Annotated in this window: 23 protein-coding genes; all 23 read right to left on the bottom strand. The window is 50.1% G+C overall.

Translation table 11 applies throughout. The features are described 5' to 3' along the window. Positions 1-204: 204 nt before the first annotated feature. Positions 205-4,647 (bottom strand): type VII secretion protein EssC, encoded by a 4,443-nt coding sequence (essC, locus tag DHL47_RS10790; RefSeq protein WP_209551884.1) that lies wholly within the window; start codon positions 4,645-4,647, stop codon positions 205-207. Further along, positions 4,640-5,773 (bottom strand): type VII secretion protein EssB, encoded by a 1,134-nt coding sequence (gene essB / locus DHL47_RS10785; protein WP_128834768.1) that lies wholly within the window; start codon positions 5,771-5,773, stop codon positions 4,640-4,642. The genes essC and essB overlap by 8 nt, the downstream gene beginning before the upstream one ends. Then, a complete protein-coding gene (locus DHL47_RS10780) occupies positions 5,766-6,020 on the bottom strand; it encodes a hypothetical protein (protein WP_128834770.1) in 255 nt (84 codons plus the stop codon). The genes essB and DHL47_RS10780 overlap by 8 nt, the downstream gene beginning before the upstream one ends. Beyond that, entirely contained in the window at positions 5,989-6,468 is a 480-nt protein-coding gene (locus DHL47_RS10775) for a type VII secretion protein (protein WP_209551883.1), read from the bottom strand. The genes DHL47_RS10780 and DHL47_RS10775 overlap by 32 nt, the downstream gene beginning before the upstream one ends. A gap of 147 nt (positions 6,469-6,615) precedes the next feature. Beyond that, positions 6,616-7,041, bottom strand: coding sequence for a glycosyltransferase (locus DHL47_RS10770; RefSeq protein WP_128834774.1), 426 nt, complete (start codon positions 7,039-7,041; stop codon positions 6,616-6,618). Beyond that, positions 7,034-7,510, bottom strand: coding sequence for a hypothetical protein (locus DHL47_RS10765; protein WP_209551882.1), 477 nt, complete (start codon positions 7,508-7,510; stop codon positions 7,034-7,036). Before DHL47_RS10765 ends, DHL47_RS10770 begins: the two co-directional genes overlap by 8 nt. A 1-nt stretch (position 7,511) precedes the next feature. Next, positions 7,512-8,069 (bottom strand): hypothetical protein, encoded by a 558-nt coding sequence (locus tag DHL47_RS10760; protein WP_209551881.1) that lies wholly within the window; start codon positions 8,067-8,069, stop codon positions 7,512-7,514. Positions 8,070-8,078: 9 nt separating this feature from the next. Then, on the bottom strand, positions 8,079-9,695 hold the full coding sequence (locus DHL47_RS10755) for a T7SS effector LXG polymorphic toxin (protein WP_209551880.1): 1,617 nt from the start codon (positions 9,693-9,695) through the stop codon (positions 8,079-8,081). Next, positions 9,692-10,351 (bottom strand): DUF4176 domain-containing protein, encoded by a 660-nt coding sequence (locus DHL47_RS10750; RefSeq protein ID WP_209551879.1) that lies wholly within the window; start codon positions 10,349-10,351, stop codon positions 9,692-9,694. The genes DHL47_RS10755 and DHL47_RS10750 overlap by 4 nt, the downstream gene beginning before the upstream one ends. Before the next feature lie 29 nt (positions 10,352-10,380). Next, a complete protein-coding gene (locus DHL47_RS10745) occupies positions 10,381-10,647 on the bottom strand; it encodes a hypothetical protein (RefSeq protein WP_209551878.1) in 267 nt (88 codons plus the stop codon). Positions 10,648-10,661: 14 nt separating this feature from the next. Then, entirely contained in the window at positions 10,662-11,087 is a 426-nt protein-coding gene (locus tag DHL47_RS10740; RefSeq protein WP_209551877.1) for a DUF5082 domain-containing protein, read from the bottom strand. Positions 11,088-11,562: 475 nt separating this feature from the next. Continuing rightward, the gene (locus DHL47_RS10735) at positions 11,563-11,856 is read right to left on the bottom strand and encodes a WXG100 family type VII secretion target (RefSeq protein ID WP_209551876.1); all 294 of its coding nucleotides are present in this window, start codon (positions 11,854-11,856) and stop codon (positions 11,563-11,565) included. Between the two features lie 396 nt (positions 11,857-12,252). Beyond that, a complete protein-coding gene (locus DHL47_RS10730; RefSeq protein ID WP_209551875.1) occupies positions 12,253-12,729 on the bottom strand; it encodes a hypothetical protein in 477 nt (158 codons plus the stop codon). A 232-nt stretch (positions 12,730-12,961) separates the two neighbouring features. Further along, positions 12,962-13,198 (bottom strand): zinc ribbon domain-containing protein, encoded by a 237-nt coding sequence (locus DHL47_RS10725; RefSeq protein WP_128835334.1) that lies wholly within the window; start codon positions 13,196-13,198, stop codon positions 12,962-12,964. 297 nt (positions 13,199-13,495) lie between these two features. Beyond that, positions 13,496-15,283: a T7SS effector LXG polymorphic toxin gene (locus tag DHL47_RS10720; protein WP_241209278.1), complete on the bottom strand. Its 1,788-nt coding sequence runs from the start codon at positions 15,281-15,283 to the stop codon at positions 13,496-13,498. A 184-nt stretch (positions 15,284-15,467) separates the two neighbouring features. Beyond that, positions 15,468-15,752, bottom strand: a complete 285-nt coding sequence (locus tag DHL47_RS10715; protein ID WP_128834789.1) for a hypothetical protein — start codon at positions 15,750-15,752, stop codon at positions 15,468-15,470. Positions 15,753-15,764: 12 nt separating this feature from the next. Next, on the bottom strand, positions 15,765-16,190 hold the full coding sequence (locus tag DHL47_RS10710) for a DUF5082 domain-containing protein (protein ID WP_209551874.1): 426 nt from the start codon (positions 16,188-16,190) through the stop codon (positions 15,765-15,767). Positions 16,191-16,373: 183 nt separating this feature from the next. Further along, the gene (locus tag DHL47_RS10705; RefSeq protein WP_128834794.1) at positions 16,374-16,667 is read right to left on the bottom strand and encodes a WXG100 family type VII secretion target; all 294 of its coding nucleotides are present in this window, start codon (positions 16,665-16,667) and stop codon (positions 16,374-16,376) included. 597 nt (positions 16,668-17,264) lie between these two features. Then, positions 17,265-18,140 carry a 16S rRNA (adenine(1518)-N(6)/adenine(1519)-N(6))-dimethyltransferase RsmA gene (gene rsmA / locus DHL47_RS10700; RefSeq protein WP_209551873.1) on the bottom strand — a complete coding sequence of 292 codons (876 nt, stop codon included), beginning with the start codon at positions 18,138-18,140 and terminating at the stop codon, positions 17,265-17,267. Between the two features lie 20 nt (positions 18,141-18,160). Next, positions 18,161-19,003 (bottom strand): SDR family NAD(P)-dependent oxidoreductase, encoded by an 843-nt coding sequence (locus DHL47_RS10695; protein ID WP_209551872.1) that lies wholly within the window; start codon positions 19,001-19,003, stop codon positions 18,161-18,163. A 17-nt stretch (positions 19,004-19,020) separates the two neighbouring features. Next, positions 19,021-19,773, bottom strand: coding sequence for a hypothetical protein (locus tag DHL47_RS10690; protein ID WP_209551871.1), 753 nt, complete (start codon positions 19,771-19,773; stop codon positions 19,021-19,023). Between the two features lie 4 nt (positions 19,774-19,777). Continuing rightward, positions 19,778-20,356 carry a ribonuclease M5 gene (gene rnmV / locus DHL47_RS10685; protein ID WP_420853847.1) on the bottom strand — a complete coding sequence of 193 codons (579 nt, stop codon included), beginning with the start codon at positions 20,354-20,356 and terminating at the stop codon, positions 19,778-19,780. Beyond that, positions 20,349-21,119: a TatD family hydrolase gene (locus tag DHL47_RS10680; RefSeq protein ID WP_209551870.1), complete on the bottom strand. Its 771-nt coding sequence runs from the start codon at positions 21,117-21,119 to the stop codon at positions 20,349-20,351. The genes rnmV and DHL47_RS10680 overlap by 8 nt, the downstream gene beginning before the upstream one ends. Positions 21,120-21,162: the final 43 nt, after the last annotated feature.

Raw genomic sequence — 21,162 nt, 5'->3', positions numbered from 1 at the left:
TGTTCGTCTTTTAGACTCCAAAAAGCTCCTACATTGAGGAAAACTCTGTTTTCCTCATCCCCAACCTCTCACAGTCCCCCGGACTGTGAGAGCCTCGCGGGGCTGGGACGACGAACTAAATTTTTAAAAATTTAGTTCTGTTCCACCGCCAACCTATCATTTTGAAATAAGAAAATGATAGGCAACGAGCTGCTCAGGAGGAAGCTAAAAGCTCCTATCCTGAGGCAGTTTCAAACGGTGAACGCTGCGGCCGGCAAAAAACTGAATCTCATTGATTTCGACCAGCGGTTCGTTAAAGAGACCGCGGCCCGGCACTACTTTCTGATCGTTAAAGATAGTCCCAAAAGTTCCCATCGGCACATTTTGGCGGAGGCGTTTGAAGAAGGGGGTAAACTTCGTTTCAATGCTGTTTTGATAGCCGTGGTAAATCAAATGAATGCCCACGGAAGAAGCTTTGGTAAAAATGGTATTCAGATCTTTTTCTGTCAGGACAATCCGATCGCCTGTCAGGTGCACATCCGGAAGGTAGACAAACATCGGCTTCTCCTGAACCTTGGCGGATTGGATGAGACTGAGCAGCTCTCCGAAGAACTGGACAACATCGGCTTCTTCCACGATGGTGTCAAAGCATTCTTCCATACCGGCAAAGCGGCCGTCAATATCCACTGCTATACGGCTGACCCGACCGGCAAAGCTGCGAAAGGCTGCCAGCAGGGTCTGCTCCATGCTGTAGGTCTGTGCAGGACTGTCATCCATCAGCAGGACAAAGTCATAGGCCAGCGGCTCAAGGGAGCGGACTTCTACACTTTCTTTGTCATAGCCAATCGGAATGCTCAGAACCTGACGCGCCTCTTCAACTGCTGCATCCTGCTCAAAGTCATCAAAGCTGATGTCACTGGCCAGCATAGGAATAGCCTGCGGCCTGTCTCCCTGCCATGACTGACTGATTCGCTCAATACTGGCTTCCAGCTGCTGAAGCCGCTCAAGGTCAGTCTCTCCTTCGGCAGCAAGATAGACCTGAAAACGAATCGGCTCTTCCAAGCGGACCTGACCGCGGCCGGGGATGACCTGGTCAGCCAAAGCATCAAAGCCAATCACTTCTTTCTTGCTGTCCTTGTCCACCAGATACAGGACCAGCTGGGTGGCAAAATGGCTGCGCATATTTAGTTTCATACTGGTATTGCGCAGGACTGTCGCGATTAGATAGATGCCCAGACTGGCCCCCTCGCGCAGAACCTGATGAAAGAAAGGCTCAATCTGCTCTTCCAGCGGATGGTCGCGAACCGTATCATAGGAGTCAATGATATTGACAATCAGCGGCAGAGACACTCCGGTCTTTTGCTCGTACTGCTCAATAGAGGTGACCCCATACTCCGCCAGCAGGTCCCGGCGTTCCTGCAGCTGCTTCTGCAGGCGCTTGAGGAATTTCAGCAACTTTTCCGCATCATCCAGAGTAGCAATGTCCGCTACATGCGGCAGGTCTTTCAGCGGGAAAAGTCCCTTGGTTCCAAAGTCAAACAGATTAAAATGAAGCTGATCCGGCTGGTTGAGACGGGCAAAGTTCATGACCAAGGTCTGCAGGGCCTGTGACTTTCCAAAACCGGGCGAAGCGTAAATCAGAGTATGGCCAAATTCCTCCAAGTCAAAATCAAGCACGCGCTGGCTCTGCTCTGAAGGAATATCCATCAAGGCAAACGGAGCCTTGTACTGCTTTGCTTTCGTCCACTTGGCAGTCAAAATCGGAGAGACAAGGCTGTCTTTCAGCGGCGGCAGCCAGGGCTTGCTCGGCATGCGCAGCTTGACAGACTGGGCATACTGGGCAATGTAGTCCACAACGGCATCCAGCTCCGTCTCATCAGAACTGCCGTCAGTCTCTTCTTCATTCCGATAGGACAGATCCACCGTTGCCAGCTCATACTGGCCCAATTCATTGATGGTCCAAAGCCGATTGTCCGCTTCCTCCTGCCGGCTCTGAGCCGCCGGTGCATAGGGGGCCCCGCTCCATGCGGATTGGAAAAGCTCGTAGATTTCATTATTCCCGACCTGCAGGTAGGCGCGCCCGGGCTGGGTGATGCTGGCTGCGTCAGGGGTCTTGATGATTTCATTTGAATCCGCTGTTTCGGCTACTTTCAGAGCCAGCTTGAAGCGGGAGTTGGACCAGATTTGGTCATTGACAACGCCGGAGGGCTTCTGAGTCGCGAGAATCAGGTGAATCCCCAAAGAACGGCCGATCCGGGCTGTAGATACCAGCTCCGTCATAAAGTCCGGCTCATTCTGCTTCAGCTCAGCAAACTCATCGGAAATCAAGAAGAGGTGGGGCAGGGGTTCTGTCGGAAAGGTCCCTTCTTTCCCGTCCCGGCCTTCCTTATAGAGTTTTGTATAGCCGTTGATGTGATTGACACCAAACTGGCCAAAGAGACGCTGCCGTTTCTGCAGCTCTGCCCGGATAGAAGCCAGAGCCCGCTGCGTTCCGGCCCCATCCAAGTTGGTAATCCGTCCCATCAGGTGCGGCAGGCGCTTGAATAAATTTGCCATACCGCCGCCCTTAAAGTCAATGGGCAGAAAGCCAATATCCTCCGGACTGAAGTTTAGGGACAGAGACAGGATGTAGGACTGCAGAATCTCCGACTTCCCAGAGCCGGTCGTGCCGGCAATCAGGCCATGAGGTCCATGAGCCCGCTCATGCAGATTGAGAGAGACCAGATCATCCTTCCCCCGCACACCGAGCGGTACCGCCAGACTTCTGGATGTATCGCCGCGGGCCCAGCGGCTGGCAATATCCAGCTGAGCCACTTCTTCTGCACCGTACATTTCTAAGAAAGTGATGGCATCCGGAAGGGCATTTTGCTGCTTTTCCTCATGGACGAGATTGCTCAAACTGCGCACGGTCATCTCGTAGTCATCTGTCATAGGATAGGGTCTGAAGGCTTGATTGACATAGTTCCCTTGGTTGTTCACCAAGGTAGCTGTATCGCTGTTTTTGACCTCGATCAGTGTGGTCACTGTCTCCGACAGCTGCCGACGGCTTTCCTTGAGCCAGATGACTGTCACTCCCAGAGCAGGCAGGTCAGGACTGGACAGATGCTCATTGATAGCATGGCCGGACAAGAGGCGGTCATCAGAAATCGCGATGACCAGCTGCGGCAGAAACAGCTGCTCCTGCTGGCTTTTTTTCTCCTGCCGGCGGGCCTGCAGAATCTGATAGAGACTGGTCAAGACAGCATCCTTGCTGCGTTCGTCATAGACAAAGGAGCGGACATTGATGGCCGGCATCTGAAAGTGCGGCAGGAAGCGCCACTTCCTCCATATCTGCCGGTAGTCAGCAGGCGACAGCAAATGAACAAAAATCACATCCTGATAAGAATGAAAGGCCGCAATCTGCAAAAGAAGCTGCTGCAGAAAGGACTGGCCGGTATCATGCTGGGCTACAAGACCGATAACATTGCCGGCCAGATTGGTCGTAACAGGAGCCTGCTCATGCTTTTCATATTTTTTCAGCACATTCTGTGAAAAAACCGTTAGGTCGTCTTTGGTCAGAAAATCACTCTGATAGACAAGCTGCAGCTGACTGTCAACCTCTCCCAGCCCAAGCGACAAAGCCATGAAATCTTCATTGGAAGGCAGGCGCTCATAAAGCCGGCCGTCATACTGCCGAATCATCTTCATAAGATCGTGCAGGTGGGGCTGACGGTAAGAGAGAATCGCTCTCTCTTCCAGAAAATGCCGGTGCAAAATGGAGATTTGCTTCAGTAAATACGCCTGGTAATCTTCAGCCCGTTCTTTCTTTTTCTGCTTGTATTCTTTTTTATCAGAAAAGTAGCCAGTGATGGAAAAGGTCGCCGTCAGGACGCTCATACCGCCCATGGTAATCATCATCAGGCCGTTGCGCCCCAAGAGAGTGACCAGCAGCACAGAAAGAGCAATCATCCCTAAAGGCGGAATCAGGGCCCGCCAAATAGCATTTTTAGGCTTGGTCGGAGGAACCGGGGCTTTCTCCAGCCTCTGCTCATCCTCATAAACTGTCGGCAGGATACGGGGACTGCGATGGTAATGGGGAAAGCCAGCCTGATAAATGGTCTTTCTGCTCTCAACGAGAGTGGTCTTTGGATGCAGGCGCGGCGCGGCAAAGAGGGCAGAAATCTGCCACTGCTCTTCCCGCCGCTCAATAAAATGATGGCTGACAAAGATTCGGTCGCCTGTCCGAAAGGGCACAATCCTGTCCACAGCAACCGGCCGATCATTGAAATAGAGCAGCTGGCCATTAGGATACAGGTAGGCCTTGTCCCTTGCAAAGAGGACAGAGGCCTCTGTTTCAATCACAAGGTCCGCTGCTGCCTCATCCTTGGACAGCAGAAAGTCCCCGCCGGGAGGAAAGATATACTGCACTGACAAATCTTCGGCTGTCTCAAACAGGAAAACGGTGCAGCTCTGAAGAACGGTCTGTCCCTTCGCCAGCTCCTCCCCATCAGCATAGATCCTGCCGTCCGACATGTGAAAGATCACATCTTCTGCTGCCGCCCTTTGGCCTTCAGAGAGGGTGAGGACAGCGAGTTTCCTGCCGCATACAATGATTTCAGTCTGATTCAGCTCATCATCCAGCAAACTGTCGCCCAGCTGGTGAAAGAGAGTTTTATCCTTTTTACTCATCCTGTCCACCTACCTTTACGCCCAATTTCTTAGACAGTTCTTCGATTTCTTTGCGGTATTCATCCAGTTTTTTCTGCTTCTCTGCCCCTTTCATTTTCTTGTCTTCACGGGTCTGCTCATATAGATTTGTATAGGCATGCAGGGTCAGCTGGTCATCGCCGATATTCTGAGCCAAGTCCAATGCTTTCTTATAATTTCCCCGTCCCAGGAAAATCCAGTAATCCAGCAGGTTGTCTTCGCTGGAAGGAGTGATGGTATTGAGCACACTTGCTTTTTGTTCCTCAGATAAATCATCTAAATGGACATAGGAAGCAGCCAATACATACTTTGCTTCTCTGCCCAGACGGCCGGTCTGGAAGACCTCCAAATCATCAGCCACATCATCATAATGCCTGCCGATAAAATGGCTCTGGGCCTTCACTGTTGCTTGCTGGACGGGCAGAGACCAAAAGTAGAAATAGGCAGCGAAACCGCCCAGCAGCAGGGCCGCTGTCCCAAAGATCCCAGTCCCAAATGTAAAGAGATACCAATTCCGCTTGCTTACAAGCCTCTTGCTCTTCTTCTCATCCTGGCTGGCCTGATGGTAAGCTTTATGAATATAGCGAACCACTTCATCATAGCTCTGACAGGCAGCAATCTCCTGCACCTGCTGGTCTCTGACGGCTGCGATTCCATCAATCAGCAGCTCAAAATCAAGCTTGGGCCGCAAAATCGAGACGACCAAGGCCTTGTACACCATGAGAAATTCTTCCGCACTCAGAGCAGCTGGCCCCATCATATTTTTCAGCCCATAGTGAAGCAGACGGATGCTGCCGCCCCGAACAAAGATATTCTTAGGATGGAGGTAAGGCACTTTAAAGCTGCGCTCATCCAAGGACAGGCTGTCCATTTTCTGAGCCAGTTCCAGACGTTTCAGCTCAGGCAGCTCCTCCTCCGTCAGCTCAGCAAGGCTGCTGGAATAAGGCGGCTTATCGTAAATCAGCGACAAAGCCCCGCTCTCTTCTAAGCTCACGGCTGCATCTGCATAGTTTTCTATGGCAGACAGCTGTTGACGGACAAAATGGCTGGCCGGCAGGATGACCTTGACCTGTCTCTTGCTGTACTTTATCTCAATCTTGTCATCCATCTACCACAACCCCCAATACATCGCCGTTTCCCAGAGGATACTCTGCCAAAGGCCTGTGCTGCTCCATTCGGAGCTGCTTATAGACCGGCTCCAAATGCCAGTGCTTCGCTGCAAGATCCAGCTGCTGTACCAGACCGTTTTCTTCGATCAGCTTTTTCAGCTCTCTTAAAGACAGCAGGCAGGAAAAACGCAGGTCCAGCTCTTTGTCATCATGCTTAATCGTCACCTTTAAATAGCCTTTTGCCATGAAAAATCCTTCCTAAATATACACCCAGTCCGGCCATCAGGCCGATAAAGAGGCCTGACAGTAGGATGACCCAGACAGGCATCGTTTCTGCCTCCTCCCTCTCTACTGCAATATGATCCGATACCGCATAGTCCTGAAAAAGAGCTTGACGATAGGCCTGAGTCGGCAGTTCAGTGCTGTCCAGCAAGCCAGCCGTTGCAAAATTGGCCCTATCAGCTGCACCAAGCATTTCCTTGGCATCTGTTTTGGCCTTGGTCGCCTGCTGCTCAGTCCTATCCATAAAAAGATTGGGAGCATAGTGATGTTCGATTTGATTGCCGCCCGAGCGCTGTTTTTTCTGCGTAATGGAGTCTGTTTTCAGGTCTAATTGCCCCTCTTGGGCATAGACCGTCCCATTAGCCGAGAACAGCAGCAGGAGCAGGATTAGTGCAAAAAAATTTTTTACCATCGGCCTCATAATCATTCTGTTTTCCATTTGCCTTCTTTTCTCAAGCGTATGAATTTGATTTTCTTCAAAGGTAGCTTTCCTTCCCTTGTCAAGCTTAGGCAGCTCCTGCTCTGGAAGCCGGGTCAGTCTGGACTGCGAGAGAACAGGCTATTCCAGATATTTCTTGGCATACTCCTGATAGTTGGGGGTCTTTTTCTTGTTCATGGCATAAAGCATGGTTCCATACAGGTCATCTTCGGCCGAATCCGGCTCAATCATGATGGCAGTCTGGTCATCATCTTTCTCAGGAAAGATAACGGAATAATTCTTGCCGTTCTGCTCAATCTGATAATAGGTCACCCCGCCTTTCTGCTTGACTGATTTCTGCTTATAATCAAATTCCTCCCCATTTACCGTGACCTTATCTTTTGCAAAGTGAATAGTGGAGTTGCTGCCGTCGCCAGTCTGCGCTTTCCAGTCCCCCTGCAGACGGTCAGACTGACCGCCTGAGAGCAGGCTGCAGGCCGAAAGCAAGAGAAGACAGGCAGACAGGAAGCCTATGAGGCCTAAGGAAGATGTTCTTCTTTTATTCATGAATGGTCACACTCCTAAAGATATTCTGAATGGCTGTATAGTCAGGATTCTCAGCCTGACCCAAGAGACCGACCGTTCCCGTAAAGCTGATCATAAATGTGACAGGGCCGCTTTCCACAAAGGCAGCTGCCAAAAACTGAGCCAGCGGACCGGAAACCTCATCGATATAGGCATATTCGACCACCTGCCACTGCAGGCCGTTGACCTCATGCAGACCGTCTGACACCAGCCTGAACTGGTCAAGCCCCTGACTGTAGTCCTCGATCTCAGCCCTGTAGGCGGCAAAGTCATAAGCCCGGTCAACGGTCCGGATATTCATCAGAATATTGGGCATAAAGCCGCTTTCTTGGGGCTTATGCAGCGAGAGGACCGAGCCCGGCAGGTTCCAGTCCTGCCAGCCGCTTGCGGCTTCCAGCCGGATGCTGGGAAAGGCTGGAAAAGCTGCGCTTGGAAATGTTCGTAAAGTCATCTTATTCTTCTCCTTTATTTAAGGCAATTAAATCATCCAGTCTGTCGTGGATGGTATCAACATCTAAATTTTCGCTCAGATAGTCGCAGAGCATGCCCTTTTCATAAAATACATTGACCGGCAAATCCGCTGCTTCCCTTTCCGGAGAGGCCAGCAGGACGATACTGAAGATGCCGCCCGGACCGGTTCTGTCAGCGAAACTGCCTTCAAAGCTATAGGTAAAGGCCCGAAAAGCTGCGCCCTGATAAACACCCGATAGGACATAGGCTACTTTAATATCGCCGCCCCGGCCGAAAGGATAGTGGGTAAATGCAGCATATTTTTTAACATAGGGATTCTCAAACAGGCTGAGATACTGCTGATCGGTCGTTTTATTTTTTGAATACTCTCGGTAATACAGATTTCCCTGCGCCTGATCAAAAACATAGCCATGCTGTGCAGCGAATTGCTCATAGCGCCTGTTCTTTCTGGCTGAACTGCTGATTGCCCAGTAAACGACCCAGCCGACCAAAGCAAACAGCAGCAGCATCAGGATGATAAACAGCATTACAAAGTCCATTGCACTCTCCTACCATTTAAATTGAATACCGTTTTTTGCGAAATTAGCCACATCTTTTGCTGCCGAAGCATAGTCAAAGTCCACTTTGACACGGCCGCCGGCACCGCCGCCCCAAGCACCGCCGAGACCCAGATCCAGATTCACATGCCCGTCTCCTATTTTCACGCCGCCATTGGCTTCTGCACCGGCACCCTTTTTCACACTGCCTTCAAGACTGACAGTGGTATAAGCAGCCTTGCCGTGAACTTCTCCTTTAGCTTCTGCTCCGGCAAAAGCACCCGCACTGGCATTGGCATCTATCCCTCCAGTTGTTGTCGCTTTCAGCTTGGCATCCGCATTGGCTCTGGCTCCCGCAAAGGCCTCTCCCGAAGCGCCCACATTAACTTGGCTGATGCCATGACTGGTATCGCCCAAGGTCAGATCCGCTTTAGCCTTGCCTTCAGCGCCAGCCTTAGCCGAAACAGAACCGCTGGCATCCAGCCCAGTGTAGTCCAGTTTTGCTTTGCCGTTGGCATCCGCCCAGACACCGGCTTTGCCTTCTACACTGCCGCTGCCCTGGGCCGTCAGCAGACCGCCTGAACCGACCTTAAAGCCGCCGCTGGCCGAAGCAGATACGCCCAGCAAAGCATTGGCGTTGGCAGAGATGTCGATACCGTCCTTGGTGACATTGGCCTTCATATCGGCAGCTGCTCTGGCCCCTACAAAGGCCTTGCCTTCACCGTTGAACTTGACGCCTGCGATTTCGGTCTCGCCTTTTTTGCTGACATCCAGCAGATAGGCCTTGGCTTCTGCACTGCCGTCAGCATGAAGCTGGCCTTGGTCGTCGACCCAGATTTTGCCTGAGGCTACCGCACGCTTGCCTATATTGTCCATGATGAACTTCTCCCACCATGAAATGCCTATATCCACAAAACTGTTCAGGGTGGTGGAGACATTTTTTAAAAGTTCTACGGGAGTGGAGTTGGAGACAGCTTCAGCAATTTTGCTGACTCCCTGCAGAAATTCGCTGTTTTCATAGAATTTCTTGGCGTCCGCCGATGCATAGCCGCTTCCGGTCAGACCTGACAGCGATTCCAATGTTTTGGTCTGGGAAAGCAGCAGGTCAGCCAGCTCATTTCCTCTTCCCCAGCCGTTAAAGGATTCCATATTGGTCTTGGTATCTGTCAAGACGGTCTTGCCCTCTGATAAAGGAGTGCTAATGGTCGAACTGTCCGGGTTGGTCAGGGCAATAATATCCGCAATAGAGGAGTAGATTGATGCTGTCTCTGTATGAATGGTCGAGATGCTGTTTTCAATGCCGGAAAACTGCTCCAAAAGCCCCTGCAAATAATCCGTGTCAATGATGGCATCTGCTGCATTCTCAGACACTGTGCTCTGAAACTGCTCCACGGTCTTGTCATACTGCGCGGATAAGGTGGCTAAAGCGCTGCTGAAATTGGTCAATAAAGGCAGCTGATAGTTGGTAATCTTAGCATCAATCGCTGTCTTAACGTCCCCTGACAGGCTGTCTGAGCCTGTCAGTCCTGTAAAGGAGGTCTTTGCCGTATCGATCTGACTGTTCAGATTGGTAATGGACTGGCTTAAAGCTGTTTTCTGACCGTGAACCTCCGTCATATCAATCTTCATACTGATCCTCCTTTTACATGGTAAACCTCTGAAACAATGCTTCGGCTGAAGTAGTCCTTGCGGTACTGATTCTCCACATACTGCTCATCAATCGCATCGCTGTAGCCTTCCTGCAGCACCTGCTTGATAAAAAAATTAGGCATATAAATGGGATCCACATCTGGCCGCAGACCGTATGGATAGAGGCTTGCCAGATAATCAGCATATTCCTGCTTTTCCAGACCGACCAGCAGGCGCCGTCCCAAAATAACAGCCAAAAAGGGAATGCCGGCTTCGTCCATGGAAGCGGCCAAAGCTTCAGGGAGCAAATCTTTGTTGAGCTCCACAATCGTCCCCAAGGGCAAAACCGGAGACAGCAGCAAATCCGTATAGGCCAGCCAGGACCGAAAGTCAGACAGCTGCAGCTCAATCTCCCTGTCCAGATACAGGACTGTTGCCCGGTGCTCCTCCCAATCCAGCACAAGCTCAATAGAAGAGCCTAAGATACTGCGGTAGAGATAGGATGTCCCCTGCTTAAAGAAGACGGCCTGAAGCTCGCGAAAAGCGCCTTCCTGTCTCACCAAAGACAGTCCCACATCTTTTAATACTTCTCTGTCAGCTTCCTCAATTGGCAGGCGATTCAGCGACAGCTGGTAGAGCGCTCTGCTATCACTCATTGTCAAATTCCCCTTTCCTTGTACCGGCTCTAACCTCGAGCCTGTGCTTTGTTTTTATCATCCTTTACCTTATTTTCTGCTGCCTGGTTCATATGAGTCACATCTGCAGCAGTATAGGTCCTCAGACTGCTAAGGGCTGTATTAAAGCTGCTGATGTCCTCATTGAAGCCGGTAAAAGGTGTCGTGGTCGTTGTTGAAAAGGTCAATGAAGCCAAGTCCGCTATTCCAGAAATACTGGTATCTACCGTACCGGTCAGTCCTGACCAAGTTGCATAATCTGTACCTGTTTTTGCCATCTTGCTGCCCTCTTTCATTCGCTGACTGCCGCATTGGCAGATGCCTGATAAGAAACCATGTTGTTATAAGCCGTATTAGCCGCAGTTTGCAGTTGTGACGATTGGGTCTGCAGTTCCGCAATCTTATTGGCTATACTGGTCAAATTTGTGTCATGGCTGCTTTTATTGGTCCTTGCAGCCGAAAGGGCCAAAGCATACTGTTCCGCATATTTGTTTTTGCGGTCTCCCCTGAACTGCGAAGAATCCTCGCCTTCAATATCGGACAGCTTATCGACAATATCCGTTTGAAAACTGTTAATCTGTGTGGTTAGATTTGTTTTAGCAGTTTCTAAGCGGGAAATCTGTGCATCAACCGCTGCCTTCTGCGATAGGGCTTGATTGTAGTTGGTCGATTCTTGATTTGCTAAATTTTGATAATGGGCTGCTGAAGTATCTGCCATCCCTGCTTCCCTCCGTTCTATCCACTAAATAAAGAGGGCTAGGACATCATCTCCCAGCCCTCCATCTCCAGAGCACTTTATACTCAATGAACATCATCAGCAAACGATGCAGGAGCAGACAGCTCAAAAGCTCCAGCGGAGGTTTTGAGCTAGCAGATCAAGCTTCCGCGCTAGGAAGCAGCAAAAGCAAGGCGATTGGACGAAAGCTGCACTTTCGTCAGCTGCTGCCTTCCTGCCTCGCCATCTCATGTCTGGGTTCGGGCTGAAAAGACCTTCCCTGCTTTTCAATTTCTGGGCAGGGGCTAAAAAGGTCCCCCGGACCTTCCCTGCTTTTCAATTTCTGGGCAGGGGCTAAAAAGGTCCCCCGGACCTTCCCTGCTTTTCAATTTCTAAGCAGGGGCTAAAAAGGTCCCCCGGACCTTTTTAGTCTCCCAATGTTGGAGCTGGCGTCGTTTGAAGAGATTTTCGAAGAGGGTTACTGCAAACCAAAGCTGCTGGCATCTGCCGCATCCCGTTCGGATACAGTATGGGCATAGCTCGTCAGCTGCTGGTTGATAGATGTCAGCAGTTCTTGAAATTTCACTACATTCCCATGCAGCTGATCATACTGCTGCAGGTAGGAATTAAAGGCGCTGCCTTCCCAATGTGACTGCATTTGACCATTGGCAGAATTAACGGACTGGATCGCTGCTTCGATTTGGTCGCGGGCACTTGAATAAACCGCTGCCTGCGCGATGAGTTCTTCTGGTGATAATGAAACTTTAGCCATGGTTGGCCTCCTTTTAAGATAAAAATTTAAAACAATTCCAAAGAACTATTTTATTATTACAGAATATTATACTATTCAACAATAGGCTGTCAACCGAAATTCCAGCTTCTTAATCAACTGTAAATGAGAAGTAAATTTATTCATTTCGCCGTTGATGCAGCGTCATATTTTCACTTGGCAGTAACTGACTGTAATATTTTACCTTATCCCTGCTTTTCGCTGCTGACACCCTCAGCTGCAAAGCAAGGGAGAGCAGCAGGCGAGAGAAATGTGACAGTTCGGTAACTTTTTTTCAGCAGGTTTATCCGCACATCCCTGACTGCTTTGCCGTCCTGAGACGGGGAATTGCCTAAAACCGGCCAGCCGGCAAACAGAAAGGTTTTTCAGCCTGCCAGTTTATTCATGAATGGTCACAGTCCGAAAGACATCCCGAATGTCTATATAATCCAGATTCTCAGCCTGACCCAAGAGACCGACCGTTCCCGTAAAGCTGATCATAAATATGACAGAACCGCTTTCCACAAAGGCAGCTGCCAAAAACTGAGCCAGCGGACCGGAAACCTCATCGATATAGGCATATTCGACCACCTGCCACTGCAGGCCGTTGACCTCATGCAGACCGTCTGACACCAGCCTGAACTGGTCAAGCCCTTGACTGTAGTCCTCGATCTCAGCCCTGTAGGCGGCAAAGTCATAAGCCCGGTCAACGGTCCGGATATTCATCAGAATATTGGGGATAAAGCCACTTTCTTGGGGCTTATGCAGCGAGAGGACCGAGCCCGGCAGGTTCCAGTCCTGCCAGCCGCTTGCGGCTTCCAGCCGGATGCTGGGAAGGGCTGGAAAAGCTGCGCTTGGAAATGTTCGTAAAGTCATCTTATTCTTCTCCTTTATTTAAGGCTATTGCGGTTTCATTTTACCATGGATGCTTCCAATATCCAAATCCTTGCTGACACGGATGCACACCATCAGACTCGATGAACAGCAGCAAATCAAGCAGGAGCAGACAGACCAGGAGGCAGCCAAAGTATTGCTATGAGCTTGCAGGACAGACCGGCCCAGTCAATATCAAAGAAGAGGGCAGACTGGATTTTATACTCTTTGGGTATCAGTATTGCAGAAAGCGAGCGATTTCATCTTTGCTGATTTCTTTGCCATACTGACAGACCGGGCAGGTCAGATAGTATTTTCTGGCATAAGGGAAGGTCGGAATCCAGTAGAGGGTAAACTTGCGGCCGACTTCGGTAATGTCCCAAGGCGCTGCATGCTTGCAGTTGCTGCACTCAATCGGGCTCTGGGTCTGCCCTACTTGCTTTTGATAACCTTTGTGTCCCCAGACAATCATCGTCATTTCCTCCTTTATCAGTTGGACCGCAGGGCTTACCCCCCTGCCGCCGTCTTCGAAAATCAACTCCATACGCGCTCATTCGAAAACAAGAGCATGAATTCGGCAATATAGTCTTTTCCTTTGCTTTTAGCAGTGAAACTGACCGAGGGACAGTTTCAGCCTATCGCTTAAATCCAGGACGATAGGGCAGCGAGCTCATCCACAGCCTCTCTACCTCACTATCTTGTTTCTAGGTTCGGACTGTTACAGCAAGGCGAGTTAAGGACGGAACAAAAGATAAACGAAATGACCATATCACCAAAATGGGTTGATAAAATCCAAAAATTCACCAACATCATCCAGAGCTGACTGGTAGTCAAACTCTAAGTCAATCTTAAAGCCAACACCAAACCCGAGAGCTGCATCAACCTCTATGCTTGTTCCTATCTTCCCATTACCGGCCTCAAAACTGGCATTGGCTTTAGCACCGACACCAACCTTTCCTTTCACTCCAACTGTGCCTTTAGCATAGGCCACTTTCGCGCTGTTTTCTAATTTGGCTTCTTTTCCGGCAAAAGCCTCAGCTCCAGCCTCAGCCTTTATTTTCCCATAGGTTGCAGCTTCAAAGCTTGCCTTGGCTTCTGCACGGGCGCCGGCAAAGGCTTCTTTGCTGACGCCATATGTGGCATGCGTGATACCATATTTAGTATTGCCTATTTCAGCATCAAATTGAGCTTTCGCCTTAGCGCCAGCCATGGCATCGGCAGAAGCTTCCACCTTCACTCCTCCTCTGCCGATGCTGGCATTGGCTTTGGCACTGGCTTGGGCGCCGGCAAAAGCACTTGCTGAGCCGCTGAATTTAGCATGCGCCATACCGTTATTGCCCATTATTAACTTACCTTCCAGCTTGGCTTCGGCTCCAGCCTTAGCATCTGCTGTGGCATCAATCTTGAGGCCTTTTTTATCAAACTTGAGGGTTCCGTCAGCATTGGCCCAAGCTCCGGCCATAGCGTCCGCTTTCGCATCTCCTTTGGCAGATAGGATGCCTGAGCCAACCTTGAAGCCGCCATTTGCCGAAGCAGACAGCCCAAGCAAGGCCTCCGCATGCGCTGTCAGCTCTAACTTTTCCTTCTCCACCAGCGTTTTCTTAAAACTGGCCGCCGCCTTAGCACCGATAAAGGCTTTTCCCTCACCATTGAACCGAACGCCAAGAATTTCAAAGCCGCCCTTGGTATTGAGATTGGCCAAAAAGATTGCCGCTTCTGTGCTGCCGTCTGTCTTGAGCTGACCTGTTTTGTCCACCCAAATCTTGCCCGAGGCCACAGCATGCTTTCCTTGTCTCTCAATCATAAACCGCCGCCACCAAGACACATCCGATTGGCTAAAACTATTCAAGGTATTGCCTACATTGGTCAGCAGCTCCACCGGAGTAGAAGAGTTGGCGGTCATTTGGTCGATTTGATTGGTCCCCTGCAAAAAGCCAGTCTGATTGTAAAAGGCTCTGACATCATTCTCAGTATAGACAATATCAGAAATATTGGATAAAGTAGCAATCATCTGGTCCTGAGAAGACAGCAAATCTTCAAATTCATCTCCCTGTTTCCAAGCATTAAAAGCTTCCATGTTTTTCTTGGTGTCGGTCAAGATGGTTTTCGCTTCTGACAGCGGAGTTTGAATGGCTGAGCTGTCCGGATTGGCCAGAGAGATAATATCTGCAATGGAGGAATAGATGGCTGAAGTCACCGTATCAATACCGGATATACTGGCCTCAATCTCCGGAAACCTGTCCAAAAGAGTCTGCAGGTATTCCGTATGGATCACAGCATCCGCCGCATGCTCAGATACCGTGCTCTGAAACTGCTCAATGGTTCGGTCATACTGCGTCGAAAGCACCGTCAGCGCATTGATCAGATTGAGAAATATGGGCGCTTGGTAGTTATTGATTTTGGCGTCAACAGCTGACTTGACCAGACCTGTCAAACTGGTCGAACTGACAATTTTTGCAAAACCATTCTTAACCACATTCAGCCGGACAGTCATATTGGTAATGGAAGTATCTAAGGTCGTTTTTTGATGATGAACCTCCGTCATATCAATCTTCATGATGTTCTCCTTTTATACTCAAACTATGAACATGCACACTTGGCAGGAGCAGACAGGATGGCTGCTGCTTTCCCGGCCTGTCACGAGCATTCCTCCAGAGCTTTCTCTCCCTCCTGCACGAAGCTGACGGCGCGTAGGGTTAAAATTGAAAGAATGGAATCCAGTTTGAAGAAGGGCGAAAATACTACTGCATCTTATACCCTCTAGCCTCAGCCTGCCTGCGGTCATCCTTTGCCTTATTTAGCCCTACCGTGTCCATATTGTCCAAATCATCGAAAAGATAGCGCATATAGCTTCTTTTGCTATTGTTAAAATGGGCAATCGCAGCGATAAAGCCAGTGAACGGCTTCAGGTCTGTCGATGAAAACTGCAAATCGTCTATATTTAGGGCCTCCAGCCCATCACAGAGGCTTCTGGTGGAGCCCAAAAGCGATTGCCATGCTGCATAATCTGTACCTGTCTTTACCATCCGCTTCCCTCTCTATTCTGTATTGGCTGCTTGAGCAGAGGCCTGATAAGAGACCATCTGGTTATAAGCTGTGCTGGCTGCAGACTGCAGACTGGCAGACTGACTCTGCAATTCCGCAATTTTTGCTGCAATACTGGACAAATTACTGTCATGGCTGCTTTTATTTTTCGATGCCGCGGAACTGACCAAAGCTTGCTGTTCCGTGTATTTATTTTTACGTTCGCCCTTGAATTGTGAGGAATCCTCTCCTTCAATCTTAGACATTTTGCCAATCACATCGCTTTGGAAATGATTGATTTCTTTCTTTAGGTTTGTTTTGGCGGTTTCTAAGCGAGAAATTTGTGCATCAACCGCAGCTTTCTGAGACATCGCCTGATGATAGCTTGTGGATGCCTGACTTGCTAAATGTTGATAATGAGCTGCTGAAGTATCGGCCATTTCTGCACTCCTTTCTGTGATCGTTTTTTGAAAATCAAAGATGGCAAGGCCAGCCTCTTTGATGAACCCCCGGCTGCTGGACACCTGTTTTCTTTAGCTGCAGCCTCCAACAGCCCGAAAGGCTGTTGGAGCCATTAAAGAAAGAGGACCAGGACATCATCCCAGCCCTCTATTCTTAGAATCCTAATGCAAGCCAAAGCTGCTGGCATCCGCTGCATCGCGCTGAGACACTGTGTTGGCATAGCTCTTCAGCTGCTGATTGATGGAGGTCAGCAGCTCTTCAAACTTCACTACTTCGCTTTGCAGCTGATCATACTGCTGCAGATAAGAATTAAAGGCGCTGCCTTCCCAGTGTGACTGCATTTCGCCATTTGCTCCCTGAACAGCCTTGATTGCTGCATCGATTTGGTCGCGGGCTCTTGAATAGACCCCCGCCTGTGCAATAAGTTCTTCTGGTGACAATGAAACTTTAGCCATGATTCTTCTCCTTTTATTGTGTTATAGTCTTTTAGTTTGCTTTTAGGACTGTTAAAGCAAGGCCAGTTAACGACGGAATAAAAGACAAACTAAATGGCGATATAGTAATACTCAAAGAACATCAGCAGCAAACGCCTACTCCTCAAAAATCAAAAGCAACCTTTGGCAGCACCAAGAGTCAGAATAGCTGTTGGAAGTTGCAGACCGAGCAAAGGCAGTTTGCGCCAAAGAGCCTGTCCGCAGCCTCAAAAATCCCACCGGAGCTTTTGAGCGTCTCACTGCCTCGCCTGATTTCGATTTTCATTGAGTATGAGCAGGAGCGGACACCGCGGCAGTACCTGCTGCCGTATCCCGAAAAATCCCAGAAGGCTTTCTCTGACTCCTGCACAAATCAGCCGCAGATTGCACTGGAATGGCTGATTTAGTTTGAAGAGATTTTCAAAGAGTATGACTAGACTAAATCGTCTAACCACCCTTAGTCTACCATCTATTTTTCTCTTTTCGCGATTTTCTCAAATAAGAAATTTTTTATTCTGTTTTTTCCTAAAAGAAAAAACACCCTCTTAGCTGGAGACAAATCCAACTAAAAGGGTATTCCTATTTCAGTCCGGCCGCCAAAAGACCAGCCGCCAAGCGGGCAAATTCTTCCAAATCCAGCGCTTCTCCGCGGACGCTGGGAGACAGCTGAGCAGCTTCCAAGGCTGCTGTCAGCTGAGCCTTGGTCTCTTCTGACTTGCCAAAAGCACTGGTCAGGTTATTCCAGAGGGTTTTGCGGCGGTGGGCAAAGCTAGCCTTGGCCACCTTAAAGAAAAATTTCTCGTCACTCACCTCAACAGCCGGCTGCTCCCGCCGCACCATCTTGAGAATGGCCGAGTCCACATTGGGCGCAGGGACAAAGACGGTTCGCGGCACGACAAAAGCGATCTTGGCCGTCATATAATACTGAACCGCAATGGACAGGCTGCCGTAGGCCTTGGTCTTGGGCTGGGCCGAAATCCGGTCGGCTACTTCCTTCTGCATCATAACGACAAACTCACTGAAAGGAATGCCGCTCTCAATCAGGTGCATGAGGATAGGCGTCGTGATATAGTAGGGCAGGTTGGCCACCACCTTGATGGGCAGATCAGGATTTTTAAACTCAGCTATGTACTGAGCCAGATCCACCTTGAGAATGTCCTGATTGACCACCTGAACATTGTCAAAATCCCGCAGGGTATCGGCCAAAATCGGCACCAGCCGCTCATCAATCTCAAAGGCCATGACCTCGGCCGCTCTCTCTGCTAAAAACTCGGTCAAGGCTCCAATACCGGGCCCGATTTCGATGACATTGACCTGCTCATCAATCTCAGCCGTACCCACAATTTTCTGGAGAATATTGGTGTCAGTCAGGAAATTCTGACCGAAAGATTTTTTAAAGGTAAACCCGTGGCGCTCCAGCACGGCCCGGGTCACACTGTAGTCTGCGATACGCATGTTGTCTCTTTTCTAATTTTTTATTTGGAAGTCAGCTGCTCTAACAGTTCACAGAGTTTTTCCTGCTCCGCCTCCTGATAGGCAAAGGAATTGGCCTTGACCTCTCGGCATTTTTCATTGTAAAGAAAGCCTTCATAGCCGTCCTCTGTGGCTAGCATTGTATAAACTCTTGCCATTTGCTCAGGGCTGATGGAAAACTTGGATTTGATTTTATAGAGCTTCCTTGCCAAAACTTTGAGATGGGCATAGCGCCTCATATCCACCTTGACATTAGTCACACGGACAGCCTGAATCTTGATGGCTGTCCACTGCCTGCGCAGATAGAGCGAAAGCATCAGAAGGGCCAGCTTGTTCTGATAGTAAGTCTGGGCAGGACTGTAATGCTTTTGTCCCTTTAAATTATCAAAATCCAGCTTGAGGAAGGGATAGAGCATCAGTCCCTGAGAGGAAATATTGAGAATCCGGCCGTCCTCAGACTGCTCCAGCAAATCTCTGAGAAGCTGCGAGAGCAGAAAAGGCGCTGCCACATTGGTCGCAAACTGCTTTTCCAGCCCGTCTTTGGTGATGATGGGCTCCTTGACCGATAAGTCAAAATCCGCCGCATTGTTTATCAAGACATCCAAGGTCTGCTGCTCCTGCCTGTAGCGGCTGACCGCCTGCCGGATGCTCTCCATATCGGCAAGATCAGCCAGCAGATAGCTCACATGAGGATGGCCTGTTTGCTGGATAATTTCCTGACAGGCCCGCTCCGCCGCCTCTTTTCTCCGGCAAAGCATGGTCACCTGCCAGCCTTTCTCCGCTAATTGTTTGACGGCCTGATAGCCAATCCCGCTGTTGCCGCCTGTAATAAGGGCTTTTTTCATGACAATCACGCTTTCTATCAAAAATGAATGATACCAAGGGCAAACAGCAGCCCCACAAGCAGTACCAGCAATATGACGATGGCCAGGCCTTGCCCGTCTGATGAACTTTGTCCAATCATCTGGTCCGCCTTCTCTGCCTCCCTGTCCCTGTCTCCCCTTTCCAGCACGTTCAGGTGCTGAGAGGAAAATGCTGCCTCTGTGACTTTCCGCTCATCTCCGACAGCATAAATCACCATATCGCCTGTCGCGTAAAGCTTCAAATCCTCTGTCATCCGAAACTGATCCGAGCCCGGCTGCAGATTTTGGTCCAGGGTTTTAAATTTCGCCCTGATTTCCTGCATGGCTGGCTCAAAGTCCTCCTCCAGATAAAGCAGGTCAGACAGGTCAAAACAGCACACATCATCCGCTCTGCCATTGAGCTCAACCAACTGGACAAAGACATCATAATCACTGACAGCATCAGGAAAGTGCTCTCTGATAAAGTTCCGATGCCTTTGGGCATTCTGCAGGGCCTTTTCATAGGGAAGCCGGAGCTCAAAAGCCTGCTTCTGATCCAGCGAATCAAAGCGGTCAAGATGCCCGTGCTGGAGAAGCTCTCCTCCCAGCCGCCACATATCAATGGCTGCCTCCAGACTCTCTTGATCCCAGAGAAAATACCAAAAATCCGGAATTTCCTCATCGTTTTCGCTTATGACCGCTTGATCCGTCCCTTTTTCAGCAGAGGGATTCTGCAGATAAAAGACCGCATTTTCAATCAAGCCTTCTTGCATGCTCTCATCTCCCTTCCTGAGGGTAGGCAGACATGGCCGCTTCCACCTCTGCCAAGGTCACTCCAAAGAGCTCCAGCCGCTTGAGCAGCTGCTTGCCGTTGGAATAGCCGATGCGGAGTTCCTCGCCCAGAAATTCCCGGCGCTGGCGGCTGTCAGAAGCCATGAGCAGGCCCAGCCGCAGCAGGTCGCTCTTGCTAATATCAAAATTTTCCTCATCGTCAAAATGGCCGACCACTCCGCTCAGGGCTGCCTGCAGGTCTTCAAAAGAAGCGTGTTCTACACCCAGTGAGCGGCCCTTGCTCTTGGACTTGGGCGCTGCCTCCCCTCGCCTGAGAAAGGCATGTTTGGCCGTCGGCACCGCCTCCATAATAATCCGGCGGATGCGCTCGCCATTGTAGTCGGGATCGGTAAAGACAATGACCCCCCGCAGGGCATTGAGCTTGTCAATCCGCTCCAAATCCTCTTCATTGATGGCAGAACCCCGGGTCTCGTAAGTATCCACCTCATAGAAACGGCGGAGATTGGCCGTGTCGTCCTTGCCTTCAACGACCAGAACTTCCGAAATCTTTATTTTCTCAGTCAAGGCCAAACACCTTCTTTGCATTAGCATAAGTTGCCTGCGCTGTTTCTTCCACGGTCAAACCGCGGAGCTCTGCAATTTTCTCCACCACATAGCGGGTATAGGCCGTCTTATTTTCGCGGCCACGCTTGGGCACCGGTGCCAGATAGGGCGCATCCGTCTCGACCAGTATCTTATCCAGCGGCAGCTGGCTCGCTGCTTCCTGAATATCGGCCGCCTTTTTAAAAGTCACCACACCAGAAAAGGAAATGCTCATGCCCAGCTCGACAAAGCGCTCTGCCATTTCCAAAGAGCCTGAGTAAGAGTGCATGATGCCGCCGCGAGGTCCGACGCCCTCGCTCTTGATCACCGCATAGGTGTCTTCCAAAGCATCGCGGGTATGAACCACAAAGGGCAGATCCAGCTCTTTCGACAGCTGAATCTGCCGGCGGAAAACCCGCTCCTGCACTTCCTTGGGCGCTGTCATCCAGTGATAATCCAGCCCAATCTCGCCCAGCGCCACCACCTTAGGATGGCGAAGCTTATCCAGCAGATAGCTTTCAACCTGGTCATCATAGCTGCCAGCCTCAGTCGGATGCCAGCCCAGGGTGGCATAGAGCTGGTCATAGCGGTCCGCCAGCTCCAAGGCCCGCTCGATGGTCGGCCGGTCAAAGCCCACCACATTGTGCAGGACCACTCCCATCTCTGCAGCCAGTTCCAGCTCTTCCGCCTCCCGGCCGGCAAATTCTTCCACATTCAAATGCGTGTGTGTATCAAAAATCCTCATGGTTTACTTCCTTGTATTTCCTGTCCTTTATTATACCAAAAAT

Origin of the sequence: Streptococcus panodentis (genome assembly GCF_017884005.1) — a bacterium.
GTDB lineage: Bacteria > Bacillota > Bacilli > Lactobacillales > Streptococcaceae > Streptococcus > Streptococcus panodentis.
This window is presented reverse-complemented; position numbering and strand designations above follow the sequence as displayed.

Excerpts from the sequence above, each read along its gene's own strand:
- rsmA (WP_209551873.1), bottom strand. The coding sequence starts at position 18,140 with ATGCGTATCGCAGACTACAGTGTGACCCGGGCCGTGCTGGAGCGCCAC.
- DHL47_RS10760 (WP_209551881.1), bottom strand. The coding sequence starts at position 8,069 with ATGGACTTTGTAATGCTGTTTATCATCCTGATGCTGCTGCTGTTTGCT.
- essB (WP_128834768.1), bottom strand. The coding sequence starts at position 5,773 with ATGGATGACAAGATTGAGATAAAGTACAGCAAGAGACAGGTCAAGGTC.
- DHL47_RS10725 (WP_128835334.1), bottom strand. The coding sequence starts at position 13,198 with ATGATTGTCTGGGGACACAAAGGTTATCAAAAGCAAGTAGGGCAGACC.
- DHL47_RS10690 (WP_209551871.1), bottom strand. The coding sequence starts at position 19,773 with ATGCAAGAAGGCTTGATTGAAAATGCGGTCTTTTATCTGCAGAATCCC.
- DHL47_RS10680 (WP_209551870.1), bottom strand. The coding sequence starts at position 21,119 with ATGAGGATTTTTGATACACACACGCATTTGAATGTGGAAGAATTTGCC.
- DHL47_RS10705 (WP_128834794.1), bottom strand. The coding sequence starts at position 16,667 with ATGGCTAAAGTTTCATTGTCACCAGAAGAACTTATTGCACAGGCGGGG.
- DHL47_RS10735 (WP_209551876.1), bottom strand. The coding sequence starts at position 11,856 with ATGGCTAAAGTTTCATTATCACCAGAAGAACTCATCGCGCAGGCAGCG.
- DHL47_RS10745 (WP_209551878.1), bottom strand. The coding sequence starts at position 10,647 with ATGGCAAAAACAGGTACAGATTATGCAACTTGGTCAGGACTGACCGGT.
- DHL47_RS10720 (WP_241209278.1), bottom strand. The coding sequence starts at position 15,283 with ATGAAGATTGATATGACGGAGGTTCATCATCAAAAAACGACCTTAGAT.
- DHL47_RS10715 (WP_128834789.1), bottom strand. The coding sequence starts at position 15,752 with ATGGTAAAGACAGGTACAGATTATGCAGCATGGCAATCGCTTTTGGGC.
- DHL47_RS10730 (WP_209551875.1), bottom strand. The coding sequence starts at position 12,729 with ATGACTTTACGAACATTTCCAAGCGCAGCTTTTCCAGCCCTTCCCAGC.
- DHL47_RS10755 (WP_209551880.1), bottom strand. The coding sequence starts at position 9,695 with ATGAAGATTGATATGACGGAGGTTCACGGTCAGAAAACAGCTTTAAGC.
- DHL47_RS10780 (WP_128834770.1), bottom strand. The coding sequence starts at position 6,020 with ATGGCAAAAGGCTATTTAAAGGTGACGATTAAGCATGATGACAAAGAG.
- essC (WP_209551884.1), bottom strand. The coding sequence starts at position 4,647 with ATGAGTAAAAAGGATAAAACTCTCTTTCACCAGCTGGGCGACAGTTTG.
- DHL47_RS10695 (WP_209551872.1), bottom strand. The coding sequence starts at position 19,003 with ATGAAAAAAGCCCTTATTACAGGCGGCAACAGCGGGATTGGCTATCAG.
- DHL47_RS10710 (WP_209551874.1), bottom strand. The coding sequence starts at position 16,190 with ATGGCCGATACTTCAGCAGCTCATTATCAACATTTAGCAAGTCAGGCA.
- DHL47_RS10770 (WP_128834774.1), bottom strand. The coding sequence starts at position 7,041 with ATGAATAAAAGAAGAACATCTTCCTTAGGCCTCATAGGCTTCCTGTCT.
- DHL47_RS10765 (WP_209551882.1), bottom strand. The coding sequence starts at position 7,510 with ATGACTTTACGAACATTTCCAAGCGCAGCTTTTCCAGCCTTTCCCAGC.
- DHL47_RS10775 (WP_209551883.1), bottom strand. The coding sequence starts at position 6,468 with ATGGTAAAAAATTTTTTTGCACTAATCCTGCTCCTGCTGCTGTTCTCG.
- DHL47_RS10740 (WP_209551877.1), bottom strand. The coding sequence starts at position 11,087 with ATGGCAGATACTTCAGCAGCCCATTATCAAAATTTAGCAAATCAAGAA.
- DHL47_RS10750 (WP_209551879.1), bottom strand. The coding sequence starts at position 10,351 with ATGAGTGATAGCAGAGCGCTCTACCAGCTGTCGCTGAATCGCCTGCCA.